Raw genomic sequence first — 13606 nt, forward strand, 5'->3', positions numbered from 1 at the left:
CATCAGAGGTGCCGTGCCGTGTGCGGCGTGCGGGAGTCGGGGGTGCGTCAGCCGAGGACGGCGAGCGCGTCGATCTCGATGAGCAGGCCCGCGGGCAGACCGACGTAGACCGTCGTGCGCGCGGCCGGAGGCTGGGTGAGGCCCTGCTCCTCGAAGTAGGTGTTGTAGATCGAGTTCATCTCGGCGAAGTGGTCCACGTCGGTCAGATAGACGCGGATCATCATCACGTCGTCCCAGGAGGCGCCGCCCTCCTCCAGGATCGCCTTGACGTTGGCGAGGGTCTGGAGCGTCTGCTCGCGCAGGCCGGGACCGGCGGGCGTGGGGGGCTTGCCCTCCTCGGCCGGCAGGAAGCCGACCTGTCCGGCCACCTGGAGGATGTTGCCCTTGCGCACGCCGTGGGAGAACTTCGCGGGCGGGGTGGTGTGGGTCTTGGGGGTGAGCGCGATCTTGTCCGTCATACGGGTTCCTTCGCTGTTGTTCTGCCGGAGTACTCGCCGCTGATGGCATCGGCCGTACGGCGGACCTGGGGGAGCAGGGCGAGGAGTTCCTCGGCGGTGACGACGACGTTCGGCGCGGAGACCGACATCGCGGCGACGACCTTGCCGTCGGCGCCGCGGACGGGGGCCGCGACGCAGTTGATGGACTCCTCGTGGCCACCGAGGTCGGTGGCCCAGCCCTGTTCGCGCACGCGCTCCAACTCCTTGAGGAAAGCGGGGGCGCTGGGTGTCGAACGGGCCGTGTAGAGGGGGTATTCGAGCTTGTCGGCGAGGGCGCGGCGCTCGGCCTCGGGAAGGTCGGCGAGCAGCAGTTTCGCGACCGCGGCGACGGTGATGGCGACGGGCTTGCCGATCCGGGAGTACATCCGCACGGGGTAGCGGCTCTCGACCTTGTCGATGTACAGCACCTCGTCCTCCTCGTACACGGCGAGGTGGACGGTGTGACCACAGCTCTCGTTCAGCCGTACGAGGTGGGGGTGGGCGATCTCGCGGATGTCGAGGTTCTCCATCGCCTCCTGGGCGAGGGCGATGAGGCGGGCGCCGAGCCGGTAGCGCTGGTCGGACTGGCGGTAGACCATGCCGTGCTCGTGCAGTGTGCGCAGGAGCCGCAGCGCGGTGGACTTGTGCACACCGAGCCGCTCGGCGACCTGGCCGAGATCGGCGGGCCCCTCGGCGAGCAGCGGCAGGATGCTCAGCGCGCGATCGACGGTCTGACTCATGGGGTGCGTACCTCCTCCGGGGCGGCCGCGGCCTGCGTCCAGCCGGGACCGAGACGAAGTCTCCCCCACACGTCGTCCCCGACGGCGACGAGCCGGTCGGCGTGTGCGCGGGAGGGGGGTGGAGCGAGGTCCCCGGGGGCGGTGAGAGCGGCGGCGGCCCAGAGGTGGCCGTACCTCAGCCGATCCCTCATAGGAAGGCCCCGAAGAGTCGCGGAGAGAAACCCGGCGGCAAAGGCATCCCCGGCACCGGTGGTGGCGACGACGTCCACATCCAGGGCAGACACGAAGGTGACCGGCTCAAGGGGCGCGGGGCCGTATCGACGTGCGGCTCCGCCGCGGGGCGCGATCTGCCCCCTCTCGGCCGCACCCGAAACGAATGCGGTGGCCCCCCTTCCCCCTTGCTTCACCACCAGCACCGAAGGCTCGGGCAGCACCGCCCGGATCGCCGGAGGTCCCCCCGTCACCCCCCACGCCTCCTCCGCCTCGTCCTCCCCCACGAACACGATGTCGGCCCCCCGCGCCAGCTCCAGCAGCACCCGCGGACCATCGGCATCCCGCCACAACCCGGCCCGGTGATTGACGTCGAAGGAGACGAGCGGACGCCCCGCCGCGGGACTCATCAGCTCACGCACCAGTTCCAGGCACTCGGAGGACAACGCCGCGGTGATCCCCGAGAGATGCAGCACCCGCCCCGCCCGCACCACCGACAGGTCCACGTTGGCCACGGACATCGCGGAAGCGGCGGACCCTGCCCGGTAGTAGGCGACCTCGTGCCCGTCCGAGCCCCGCTCCCCCGCCGTACGGAAGTACACCCCCGTCGGCCGCGAAGGATCACGGCCCACGGCCGAGACGTCGACCCCGTACCCCCCGACCGTCTCGACGAGGTGATCCCCGAACCCGTCGACCCCGACCCGGCTGACCCACCGCACCGCGAAGCCGGCCGCAGCCAACCCGCACGCCACGTTCGACTCCGCGCCACCGATCCCCCGGTCGAAGGACGGCACGTCCGCGAGCCGCCCCGGCCGTCCGGGCAGGAACGTGACCATGGACTCGCCGAGCGCGACGACGTCCACGGCGTCGGGGGCATTCACGATGGTCGTAGCTCCTTCATTGACCCGGCATTCGCCAGGATGTTAGACAGCAGTAAGCGATATACGCAATGAACGTTGCACACACTGCAACGCACATACGGCAATGCACCGCATCAGGAGGCCTCGTGTCCGGTACCGAAGCGCTCGCCCGCCTCATGGAGGACCGTGTCGACCACCGCTTCAAGGGCCTCCCCCCGGACGCGGACGGCCTGACCGTCGCCGAGCTGACCGCCCAGCGCCGTAACCTCTTCACCGACGGCTTCACCACCCCAGTGCTCGCCCTCTCCGCCGAGCGCCTGGAACACAACCTCGCGCTCATGGAGACGTACGCCACCCGCCACGGCCTCGCCTTCGCCCCGCACGGCAAGACGACCATGGCCCCCCAGCTCTTCCGGCGGCAGTTGGAGCACGGCGCCTGGGGCATCACCCTGGCCGTCCCCCACCAGGTCCGGGTCGCGCGGGCGTACGGCGTCCAGCGGGTCTTCCTCGCCAACGAACTCGTGGACCCGGCGGCCCTGCGGTGGGTCGCCGGGGAACTCGCGCAGAACGAGGACTTCCGGTTCATCTGCTACGTCGACTCCGTGCGCGGTGTCGAGCTGATGGACGAGGCCCTGCGCGGCGCGGCCCGCCCGGTGGACGTCGTCGTAGAACTGGCCGCCGGTGAGGGCGCCCGCACCGGTGTCCGTACGGAGGCGGAGTGCGCGGCGGTCGCCGACGCGGTCGCCGCCACCGGGACGCTACGGCTGGTCGGGGTCGCCGGGTACGAGGGCGAGGTCCCGCGGGCGGACCCGGAGCGGGTGCACGCCTGGCTGCGCCGACTCGTGGCCCTGGCCGCCGACTTCGACAAGGCGGGGCGGTTCGTGGCGGCGGGCCTGGACGAGATCGTGGTCAGCGCCGGTGGCAGCGCCTGGTTCGACGCGGTCGCCGACGTCTTCGCCGAGATCCCCGAACTCTCGCTCCCGGTACTGAAGTTGCTGCGCTCCGGCGCCTACGTCTCGCACGACGACGGCCACTACCGCAAGCTGACCCCCTTCAACCGGATCCCGGAGGAGGGCGCGTTGGAGCCCGCGTTCCGGCTGTGGACCCAGGTCGTCTCCCGCCCCTCCCCCGAGCAGGCCTTCACCAACGCGGGCAAGCGGGACGCGGCCTACGACCTCGACCTGCCCTTCGCGCAGGTCGTGCGGCGGGGCGGCACCGAGCTCCCGGCCACCGGCATCGAGGTGACCGCGCTCTCCGACCAGCACGCCTGGCTGGCCACCGCCCCCGACGTGGACCTGAAGGTGGGCGACTGGCTGGGCCTCGGCCTCTCCCACCCGTGCACGTCCTTCGACAAGTGGCAGCTGATCCCGGTCGCGGAGGCGGACGGCACGGTCGTCGAGTACATCCGTACGTTCTTCTGAGACGCGGGAGCCCGGAGATGGAAGAGCTCGTCATCAGGGACGTGGACGTCGTCGACGGCAGCGGCGACCCCGCGTACCGGGCCGACGTGGTGGTCGACGGCGGCCGGATCGTGTCGATCGTCAAGGAGGCGGCCGACGCGGGCTGCCAGCGCCCCAGGGCCCGCCGGGAGCTGGACGCCGAGGGGCTCGTCCTCTCCCCCGGCTTCATCGACATGCACGCCCACAGCGACCTGGCCCTCCTGCGCGACCCCGACCACAGCGCCAAGGCGGCGCAGGGGGTCACGCTGGAGGTCCTGGGCCAGGACGGGCTGTCGTACGCCCCGGTCGACGACCGCACGCTGGAGGAGGTCCGCCGGGCCATCACCGGCTGGAACGGCTACGGCGACGACATCGACTTCGACTGGCGCACGGTCGGCGAGTACCTGGACCGCCTGGACCGGGGCATCGCCGTCAACGCGGCCTATCTGATCCCGCAGGGCACGGTCCGCGCGCTCGCCGTCGGCTGGGAGGACCGCGAGGCGACGCCCGAAGAGCTGGACCGTATGCGCCGGTTGGTCGCGGAGGGGATGGAGCAGGGCGCGGTGGGGATGTCCTCCGGACTGACCTACACCCCCGGCATGTACGCCAAGGACGCCGAACTCACCGAGCTGTGCCGGGTGGTGGCGCGGTACGGCGGTTACTACTGCCCCCACCACCGCTCGTACGGAGCGGGGGCCCTGGAGGCCTACGCGGAGATGGTCGCCCTGACCGGGGAGGCCGGCTGCTCCCTCCACCTCGCCCACGCCACCATGAACTTCGGCGTGAACGAGGGCCGGGCGCCCGAACTGCTGGCCCTTCTGGACAAGGCCCTGGAGTCGGGCGCGGACATCAGTCTGGACACCTACCCCTACACACCGGGGTGCACCACGCTCGTGGCGATGCTGCCCAGTTGGGCGAGCGAGGGCGGTCCCGAGGAGATCCTCAGGCGGCTCGCGGACGACGAGACCTCGGAGCGCATCCGCCACCACCTCGAAGTGATCGGCTCGGACGGCTGCCACGGGGTGCCGATGGAGTGGGACACGATCGAGATCGCGGGGGTCACGGATCCCGCGCTGTCGCCGTACGTGGGCCGCCGTCTCGACAGCTGGGCCACCGCCCGCCACCTGCTCCTCACGGACCGGCTGGCCCCGTCGATCCTCCAGCACGTCGGCCACGAGGACAACGTCCGCACGATCATGCGGCACCGGGTCCACACCGGCGGCTCCGACGGCATCCTTCAGGGCGCCAAGCCGCACCCTCGGGCCTACGGCACGTTCCCGCAGTATCTCGGCACGTATGTAAGGGAGTTGGGAGTGCTGTCCCTGGAGGAGTGCATCGCCCACCTCACCTCCCGCCCGGCCTCCAGACTGCGCCTACGGGACCGAGGCCTGATCAAGGAGGGCTACCGAGCGGACCTGGTCCTCTTCGACCCACGCACGGTGTCCCCGGGTTCGACCTTCGAGAACCCACGTCAACTGCCAGTGGGCATCCCCCACGTCATGGTGAACGGCCAGTTCGTGATCGAGAACGGCCACAGAACAGAAGACTTGCCGGGCAGGGCGGTCCGCAACAGTCCCATGTAACGGAACGCCCAGCTCACCCACCCAGGGGCGCGGGGAACTGCGCGACAAGCCACAACGGACCCGCACCCGCCGCACAACCCCTTGAGGCACCCCCGGTAGGCGCTACGGCTTGGGCAAAGTGCACGCGCTCGCGTTCAGGTTCAGCTGATTCCCCGTCGTGAAGCACGCAGGAATGTTGTAGATCTCCTGCGCGTAGTTGATCCCCTCACGCACGGTCACGTTCCCGCTCGCGTCCACCTCGCACGGGTTGTTCTCCGTGCACCGCTCCCCGTCCTCGTTGCCGGTGTTGTTGACGGCGACGACCTTGCCGGTGGCCTGGTCGATGACGGGCGAGCCCGAGGTCCCGCCGATGGTCTGGCAGGCGGAGGTGTAGCGGACCGAGTCCTTCCAGGTCCAGTCGCCCTCCTTCAGCCGGTACGCGAACCCGTCGATGTTGCAGCTGTAGAGCCGCTTCCAGTAGCCGGAGGCCACGGTGATCGCGGTCCCGGCGGTCGGGTGGGTGTCCTGCACGGTGAGCGCGGAGATGCCGTACGAGCTCTTGATCGACGCGTACGTGGAGGTGAGCTGGTAGATCGACACGTCCGTGTCGGTCATCGTGCCGTAGGCGAGCTTGCTGGCGCGCAGGGTGGCGACGCGGGTGCCGGAGGAGTTGAGCAGCCCGAAGGTGCGGCTGGACGCCTGGTTGGTGAGCACCTCGCCCGGCTCGGGGAAGCCGGTGGTGAGGCAGTGCCCGTTGCTGAGCACCAGCGCGGGGTCGGTGTCCAGGGAGTTCGGGAACCGGATGACCGAGCCGGAGCAGTTGCTGAGCGAGACGGTCCCGGCGAGGGTCACGGCCTTGAGCGACGGCGACGGTGAGGTGAGCTGGGACAGGCCCGCGGTGGCGGACGTGACCGCGTCGTGGACCACCGAGGTGACGGTGTCCGTGTCCGCGATCTTGCCGACGCCCGCCGCGGCGGGCTCGGCGGCGACCGCGGGTGCCGCGCCGATCCCGGCCAGGGCCAGGGCGCTGAGCGCGGCGACGAGAGGCTTTCTCATGTGGGGGTCCCCTCTTGCGACTTGGGCGACCGGAAATCTTCCGGCCGCCCGTGAGTTTGTCATGCACATTGTGAAGAAGGGTGGTCACTTGGGCAAGAAGCTGTGCCGAGCCCGCGCCTCTCGACGGGCGACACCTGCACAACCGGGGCGGCGCGAACCTGCCGCCGACCGCCGGATGAGATCAACTTACCCATTCATAGGGCTACTTGGGCCGCTTCGAGCCGCCCTGTCCGCGTCCTTTGCCGCCGGAGTTCCCCGGACCGCCGGTGGTGGGCGCGGCGCTCGCCGAAGGGGTGGGCGAGGTGTCGGAGGAGGCCTGGGCGGACGGGCTCGCGGAGGCCGGGCCCCCGGACGCGGCCGCGGAGGTGCCGGCATCGGAGGCGGCCCCGGCCTCCGGTCCACCCGAGGCCGACGCGCCCGGGGACGCCGGGCTGATGGAGGTCGCCGGGGCCGTGGCGTCAGTCGCCCCCGCGGAGGCCGAGGCGCCGGCGTCTCCGGGCCCCCGCTCGGGCCCGGAGGAGGAGCCCGCCAGGGACAGCCCCGCGATCAGCGCCACCGCCCCCACGGCTCCGACGGCCACGACCACTCGGCGCGAGCGCCGACCACCCGTGCCGCGAGCGGCCCGCCGCCGGGCGGCCCGGCCGCCGGATTCCTTGTCGCCGGCCGCGGAGCCGCTCGACTCCTGGTCGTCGAAACCCGGGTCGCCGAAACCCGGATCGCCGGGGCCCGGGTCGCCGGGCCCGATCACGGGAAGCTCGGCCGTCGCGTCGTACGCGTTCTGCCAGCCGTGCGCGACCGCCGGGTCGGTGTACTCCTCGTACGCCGGGCCCGGTCCGGGCTGTGGCTGATAGACGTTCGGCGCCCCGGACTCGTATTCGACTGGCCTCGACATGGGGTCGGATTGTAGGGACGGACGAGGCAGGTGGGACAGCTACCGGCGATAACAGTCCAAACCGCCACGTCTCAAGTGGCGGAAAACACGGACCGTCCCGCGTTACCGCGCCGTAAGCTCCCAGACATGCAGGTGATCCAGTCGACCAAGCTCGCCAATGTCTGTTACGAGATCCGGGGCCCGGTTCTCGAGGAGGCGATGCGCCTGGAGGCGGCCGGGCACCGCATCCTCAAGCTGAACACGGGCAACCCCGCGGCCTTCGGGTTCGAGGCACCCCCGGAGATCCTCGAGGACGTCCTGCGGAACGTCTCGACGGCCCATGGGTACGGCGACGCGAAGGGACTGCTCGCCGCGCGCCGGGCCGTCGTCATGCACAACCAGACCATCGGCATCGAGACCGACGTCGAGCACGTCTTCATCGGCAACGGCGTCTCCGAGCTGATCGTGATGGCCATGCAGGGCCTGCTGGACGACGGCGACGAGGTCCTCGTACCGGCCCCCGACTACCCGCTGTGGACGGCCGCCGTGTCGCTGTCCGGCGGTACGGCCGTGCACTACCGCTGCGACGAGCAGTCCGACTGGATGCCCGACCTCGCGGACGTGGAGCGGAAGGTCACCGACCGCACCAAGGCGATCGTCATCATCAACCCCAACAACCCCACGGGCGCGGTCTACGACGAGACCATGATCAAGGGGCTGACCGACATCGCCCGCCGGCACAACCTGCTGGTCTGCTCGGACGAGATCTACGACAAGATCCTCTACGACGGCGCCACGCACACGCCGACCGCCGCGGTCGCCCCCGATCTGCTGACCCTCACCTTCAACGGCATGTCGAAGGCGTACCGGGTCGCCGGGTACCGGGTGGGCTGGATGTCGATCTCCGGCCCCCGCGCGCACGCCGACTCCTACATCGAGGGCCTGACCGTCCTGGCGAACATGCGCCTGTGCGCGAACATGCCGGGACAGCACGGAGTGGTCGCCGCGCTCAGCGGCCGCCAGTCGATCAGCGACCTCGTGCTGCCGGGCGGGCGGCTCGTGGAGCAGCGGGACGTGGCGTACGAGCTGCTGACCCAGATCCCCGGCGTGAGCTGTGTGAAGCCGAAGGGGGCGCTGTATCTCTTCCCGCGCCTTGACCCCAAGGTCTTCAAGATCAAGGACGACCGGCGGATGGTGCTCGACCTGCTGCGCCAGGAGAAGATCATGGTCGTCCAGGGCTCCGGCTTCAACTGGCCCGAGCCCGATCACTTCCGGGTGGTGACCCTGCCGACGGTCGGCGATCTGCGGGACGCGGTGGGGCGGATCGGGAACTTCCTGGACGGGTACGGGCAGCCCTAGATCATTCGGTCCGGTTTTTCAGCTCGCTCAACTTTAGACGAAATCTAAGCTAGGATGGTTTCCTGACAGCACAGGAGGCCATCCCATGTACGAGCCGATCCGCACCAAGTCGGTCCACTCCACGATGGCCGACGCCCCCACCGACTTCCCCCACCGTTCCCGTGAGGAAGAGCTGGACATCCAGCTGGCGGGCCACCTCGCCGCGCTGCTCGCCGTCACCGACGAGCTGCGTGCGCTGGAGCCGTCCGCCGACCTGGACACCGCGGCCGAGCGGCTCGCGGGGCAGGTGGCCCGGCTGCGGGGCTCCGGCGCACCGGCCCGGGCGTCCCTGACCGCGCTCACCTCGCACCCCGACGTCAGCGACCTGCACCGGCGCGCCCACGCGGTGGCGGGCCGCGCCCTTCTCGTGGCGGCGTCCCGGGCGGACACGGCGTCGGCGATCCTGGCGGCGGAGCGGATGGATGCGCACAGCGCTGCGCTGGCTGAGCGGCGGGAGCTGGCCTCGCGTTGAGTGCTTGGGCCTGCGCCTGGTCGCCGTAGGGGTTCCTGTTGCCGGGCGGGTGCGGGTTCGTCGTGGCTTGTCGCGCAGTTCCCCGCGCCCCTGCACAAGCACCCCGTGTTGATCCGGGACCGGTACTACACCTGCCGTTCACCCTCGTTGCCCAGGAACTTACCGTTCCGGGAGCACCCTCCCCGGTGTGAGACGAATCGTAGGAATCGTCCTCGCGGTGCTGCTGGTCGGTGGCGTGGTGGTCGCCGTCGTGGCGGGGCGCAGCAGCGAGGACAGGAGCACGGCAACGAAGACCGTGCGTGGAGTGATCGGGTCGGAGAAGGCGGAGTTCTTCGAGGATCCCGACGTGGTGAAGGCCCTCGCCGCCAAGGGCTTCACCGTGAAGGCCGAGACCTCCGGGTCCTGGGCCATGGAGGGGCTCGACCTCAAGGGGTACGACTTCGCGTTCCCGTCCAGTCAGGCCCCGGCCGCCGAGCTCGCCGCGAAGTACAAGGTGCGGGGGACCCTTCCGCGCCCCTTCTACTCGCCCCTCGTCGTCGTGGCGCACAAGAGTGCCGCCGAGGTCCTCGCGGGCAACGGCCTGGCCACGCTGGACGGGGAACACCGCGGCACCCTCAGGATGGCCGCCTATCTCGACGCGGCCCGTGCCGACCGCACCTGGCAGCAGCTCAAGGGGGCCGGGAAGTACGGGGAGCTCACCGGCACCCTCTACCTGTCCAGCACCGATCCGGAGACCTCGAACTCCGGCGCCCTCTACCTCGCCGCCGCCTCCTACGTGGCGAACGGCGGCAAGGTCGTCGCCGGTGATGCCGAGGTCGGCAGGGCAACTCCCCTGCTGCACAAGCTCGTCAGCGTGCAGGGCGCCCAGCAGTCCAGCACGGACGCGGCCTTCCGGGACTTCGTCAGCGGCGCCGGCAATCCGCTGGTCCTCGTCTACGAGTCCCAGGTCGCCTCGCTGCTCGCGGACGGGCAGCGCCCCGACGACCTGGTCGTCCTCTACCCGGACACCACGGTCAACAGCGACCACACGGTCGTACCGCTGACCGAGAACGGCCGGGCTCTCGCCGCACTCCTGTCGAGCGACCCCCGGTTGCGCGCCCTGGAGGTCCGGCACGGGTTCCGGCCGCAGGGCGAGGCCACCGAGTTCGCCTCGGACACCACCTATCTCCAGCAGGAACTGACCGGCGTCCGCCAGGCGCCCGTGCCCACCTCCGCGGTGCTGCACGAGCTGGCGCGACGGGCGCGCGGATGAACGGGGGGCATTGCAGATGACATCCATGAACGAGGACACCTTCGTGCTCACTCCGCCCGAGGCGGTCGCGGCCGTGCCGCGGGAGAAGGCCGGCGGGCTCGTCCCCGTCGACGACTCGGTGCGCACGGCCATGGCCGAGAAGGCCTCCGCGTACGTCGAGGGGCTCGCGGCGCTCGACGCCCGCTCGCCCGAGTTCGCCGGCAAGGTCGGTGAGATCACCGGGCTCGGGGCCGGCGAGATGCGCACCGCGGCCGCGCAGTCCAACCGGATGCTGGAGCGGACCGTGCGCAGCCTGCCCGACAAGGGCGGGGACGCCCAGTCGCAGGTCGCCGGATCGCTGGTCGAACTGCGGCGCGTGGTCGAGGACCTGGACCCCCGGGACCTGCCCGCCGCCAAGGGCCGCAAGTTCCTCTCCCGGCTGCCCGGCGGCAACAAGCTGCGCGACCATGTCGCCAAGTACGCCTCCGCACAGGGCACCTTGAACCGGATCGTGGGCTCGCTGCGCGGCGGCCAGGACGAACTCCGGCGGGACAACGCCGCGTTGCAGACCGAGCGGGTCCGGCTGTGGGAGACCATGGGCAAGCTCCAGGAGTACGTCGTGCTGACGCAGGCCCTGGACACCGCCGTCGAGCAGCACATCACGGCCGTGGAGGATCCCCAGGCGGCCGACTCGCTCCGCGCCGACGTGCTCTTCCCGGTCCGGCAGAAGCACCAGGACCTGCTCACCCAACTCGCCGTCTGCGCCCAGGGATACCTGGCGATGGACGTCGTACGGCGCAACAACGAGGAGCTGATCAAGGGCGTCGACCGGGCGGCCACGACCACCGTCTCGGCCCTCAGGATCTCCGTGATGCTGGCCTCCGCGCTCGACACCCAGAAGAAGGTCGTCGAGCAGGTCAACGCGCTGCGCGGGACCACCGAGGACCTGATCCGGGGCAACGCCGAGATGCTGGCGACGCAGAGCGGGGAGATCCAGCGCATCGCCGCCGACCCGGCGGTCGGTGCCGAGACGCTGCGCTTCGCCTTCCAGCAGATCTACCGGACCCTCGACGCGATCGACTCGTACAAGGTCCAGGCGACCGAGGCGATGGCGGCGACCGTCGAGTCGCTCACCTTCGAACTCCAGGAGGCCGGCGGGTACTTGGAGCGCAGCCGGTCGCGCGGTGCCCTGGACGGGGGGCTCGGATGAGACGACGCGCACTGGCCGGCTGCCTCGCGGCGCTCGGCCTGCTGACCGCCTGCACGGCCCAGCAGAACGGTACGGGAGGCGTCCCGACGCCCGGTGTCCCCGGCCCCGCCGAGCCGGGTACCCTCCGGGTCCTCGCGTCCAGCGAGCTCAGCGACATGGCCCCGGTGCTCGCCCAGGTCGAGAAGGACACCGGCGTCACGGTCCGGCCGACGTACATCGGCACCCTGGACGCCGTGGACATGCTCGCGAAGGGCACGACCGACGGCCGTTACGACGCGCTGTGGCTGTCCTCGAACGACTACCTGCGGCTGCGGCCCGAAGCCGCGGCGAAGGTCGTCTCGGAGACACCGGTCATGTCGAGCCCGGTCGCGATCGGCGTCAAGCGGGCCACCGTCACCCGGCTCGGCTGGAACCCCGCGGACGTCACCTGGTCGCAGGTCGAACAGGCCGTCCAGGACGGCAGGCTGACGTACGGCATGACGGACCCGGCCCGCTCCAATTCCGGTTTCTCCACGCTGGTCTCGGTGGCCTCCGCCCTCTCCGGCGCCCAGTCGGCGCTGACCGACCGGGACGTCACCAAGGCCACGCCCCGGCTGAAGGAGTTCTTCAAGGGCCAGAAGCTGACCTCGGGCTCCTCGGGCTGGCTGGCCGCGGCCTACGACCGGCGCGAGGACGTGGACGCCCTGCTCAACTACGAGTCCGTCCTCAAGGGCATCCCGGGCCTGACCGTGATCCGCCCCCGCGACGGCGTGATCACCGCCGACTACCCGCTCACCTCCCTGAAGTCCACCAGCGCGCGGACCCGCGAGGACATCCGCCGCGTGACGGAGGACCTGCGGACGGAGAGGATCCAGCGGGAGATCACCGAGCGCACCCACCGCCGTCCGGTCGTCGCCTCCGTACCGCCGGCCGCCGGCCTCGACACCGACCGCCGCCGCGAACTCCCCTTCCCGGGCACCCGTTCCGTCGCCGACGGCCTGCTCGACTCGTACGAGAACGAACTGCGCCGCCCGTCGCGGACCGTATACGTCCTGGACACCTCGGGCTCGATGGAGGGCGACCGCCTGGACCGCCTCAAGTCGGCCCTCACCGAGCTCACCGGCGACTTCCGCGAGCGCGAGGAGGTCACGCTGATGCCGTTCGGGTCGAAGGTGAAGGACGTACGGACGCATGTGGTCGAGCCGTCGGACCCGGGCACCGGCCTGGCCGCGATCCGCGCGGACACGGCCGCGCTCTCCGCGGACGGGGACACCGCGATCTACACCTCGCTGGAGAAGGCGTACGACCATCTCGGCGCCGATGACGACACGTTCACGTCGATCGTGCTGATGACGGACGGCGAGAACACGGCGGGCGCGAGGGCGAGGGACTTCGACGCCTTCTACGCCGGGCTCGGCGGGGACCGGCGGGACATCCCCGTCTTCCCGATCCTCTTCGGCGACTCCGACCGCTCCGAGCTGGCCCACATCGCCAACCTGACCGGCGGCCGTCTCTTCGACGCCCGACAGGGCTCGCTGGACGGGGCGTTCAAGGAGATCCGTGGCTATCAGTAGGTACCTGGAGTCCCGCAAGAACATCGCGGGCAGCGCATGCGGGCTGGTCGGCCTGGTGCTGACCTTCACGGGGGCGGCGGGCCCGTACTGGCCCGTGGTGGTGGGCGGACTCTACGGCGCGGGCGCCCTGATCGCCCCGCCGGAACGGCCCGCACCGCCGGACTTCCCCGACCCGTCGGCCCAACTGGACGCGGTGCGGGGCGACTTCGAGAAGCTGAGCGCCTATCTGAGCGACATCGACCTGTCGGTCACGGCGGCGGCGCGGCTGCGCGAACTCACCGAGCTGCTGGCCGCGTTGCTGGACCGCACCTGGTCCACGGAACTGCTGGCCCACGACCCGGAGGGCGTCCACGCGCTGTCCCGGATCGTGCGCCGGGACCTGCCGGAGGCGGTCGACAGCTTCGTGCGGACCAGGTGGTGGACGCGGATGACCCCGGGCACGGAATCGCCCGAACTCCAGCTGGAGCGGCAGCTGGGCCTGATGAAGAAGGACGCACAGCAGCTGGCGGCGGCCCTCCGGGACACGGA

13 protein-coding genes are annotated in these 13606 nt (G+C 70.9%); 8 read left to right on the forward strand and 5 right to left on the reverse strand.

The window, feature by feature from the left end:
- Window positions 1-47 precede the first annotated feature (47 nt).
- From ACFULQ_RS45570 to ACFULQ_RS45580, 3 genes are read right to left on the reverse strand one after another with little or no spacing between them, the layout of a single operon-like run.
- Window positions 48-458 (reverse strand): RidA family protein, encoded by a 411-nt coding sequence (locus ACFULQ_RS45570; protein ID WP_383556681.1) that lies wholly within the window; start codon window positions 456-458, stop codon window positions 48-50.
- Window positions 455-1216 carry an IclR family transcriptional regulator gene (locus ACFULQ_RS45575; RefSeq protein ID WP_383556683.1) on the reverse strand — a complete coding sequence of 254 codons (762 nt, stop codon included), beginning with the start codon at window positions 1214-1216 and terminating at the stop codon, window positions 455-457. The genes ACFULQ_RS45570 and ACFULQ_RS45575 overlap by 4 nt, the downstream gene beginning before the upstream one ends.
- Window positions 1213-2262 carry a sugar kinase gene (locus tag ACFULQ_RS45580; protein ID WP_383556709.1) on the reverse strand — a complete coding sequence of 350 codons (1050 nt, stop codon included), beginning with the start codon at window positions 2260-2262 and terminating at the stop codon, window positions 1213-1215. The genes ACFULQ_RS45575 and ACFULQ_RS45580 overlap by 4 nt, the downstream gene beginning before the upstream one ends.
- A 200-nt stretch (window positions 2263-2462) precedes the next feature.
- On the opposite strand from ACFULQ_RS45580, the gene ACFULQ_RS45585 reads away from it, so the two are divergent.
- Window positions 2463-3707 (forward strand): amino acid deaminase, encoded by a 1245-nt coding sequence (locus ACFULQ_RS45585; protein WP_383556712.1) that lies wholly within the window; start codon window positions 2463-2465, stop codon window positions 3705-3707.
- A 17-nt stretch (window positions 3708-3724) separates the two neighbouring features.
- Window positions 3725-5308, forward strand: coding sequence for an amidohydrolase family protein (locus tag ACFULQ_RS45590; protein WP_383556686.1), 1584 nt, complete (start codon window positions 3725-3727; stop codon window positions 5306-5308).
- 102 nt (window positions 5309-5410) lie between these two features.
- Here the strand turns inward: ACFULQ_RS45590 and ACFULQ_RS45595 are convergent, their stop codons facing one another.
- Window positions 5411-6343 (reverse strand): serine protease, encoded by a 933-nt coding sequence (locus ACFULQ_RS45595; RefSeq protein ID WP_383556688.1) that lies wholly within the window; start codon window positions 6341-6343, stop codon window positions 5411-5413.
- A 202-nt stretch (window positions 6344-6545) separates the two neighbouring features.
- Window positions 6546-7235 (reverse strand): hypothetical protein, encoded by a 690-nt coding sequence (locus ACFULQ_RS45600; RefSeq protein WP_383556691.1) that lies wholly within the window; start codon window positions 7233-7235, stop codon window positions 6546-6548.
- A 126-nt stretch (window positions 7236-7361) separates the two neighbouring features.
- Here ACFULQ_RS45600 and ACFULQ_RS45605 point away from each other — a divergent pair, with 126 nt between their 5' ends.
- The 6 genes from ACFULQ_RS45605 to ACFULQ_RS45630 all read left to right on the forward strand — a co-directional run.
- Window positions 7362-8573 (forward strand): pyridoxal phosphate-dependent aminotransferase, encoded by a 1212-nt coding sequence (locus tag ACFULQ_RS45605; RefSeq protein ID WP_383556693.1) that lies wholly within the window; start codon window positions 7362-7364, stop codon window positions 8571-8573.
- A gap of 85 nt (window positions 8574-8658) precedes the next feature.
- Window positions 8659-9084, forward strand: a complete 426-nt coding sequence (locus ACFULQ_RS45610; protein ID WP_383556695.1) for a hypothetical protein — start codon at window positions 8659-8661, stop codon at window positions 9082-9084.
- Between the two features lie 187 nt (window positions 9085-9271).
- Complete coding sequence (locus tag ACFULQ_RS45615) at window positions 9272-10336, forward strand: hypothetical protein (protein ID WP_383556698.1); 1065 nt, start codon at window positions 9272-9274, stop codon at window positions 10334-10336.
- Between the two features lie 16 nt (window positions 10337-10352).
- Window positions 10353-11525, forward strand: a complete 1173-nt coding sequence (locus ACFULQ_RS45620; RefSeq protein ID WP_383556700.1) for a toxic anion resistance protein — start codon at window positions 10353-10355, stop codon at window positions 11523-11525.
- Complete coding sequence (locus ACFULQ_RS45625) at window positions 11522-13078, forward strand: substrate-binding domain-containing protein (protein ID WP_383556704.1); 1557 nt, start codon at window positions 11522-11524, stop codon at window positions 13076-13078. The genes ACFULQ_RS45620 and ACFULQ_RS45625 overlap by 4 nt, the downstream gene beginning before the upstream one ends.
- Window positions 13065-13606: hypothetical protein (locus ACFULQ_RS45630; protein WP_383556707.1), on the forward strand; the 542-nt coding region annotated here is incomplete at its 3' end. The genes ACFULQ_RS45625 and ACFULQ_RS45630, both read left to right, overlap by 14 nt.

It is taken from the genome of Streptomyces sp. NPDC057253 (genome assembly GCF_042669125.1).
Taxonomy (GTDB): Bacteria; Actinomycetota; Actinomycetes; order Streptomycetales; family Streptomycetaceae; genus Streptomyces.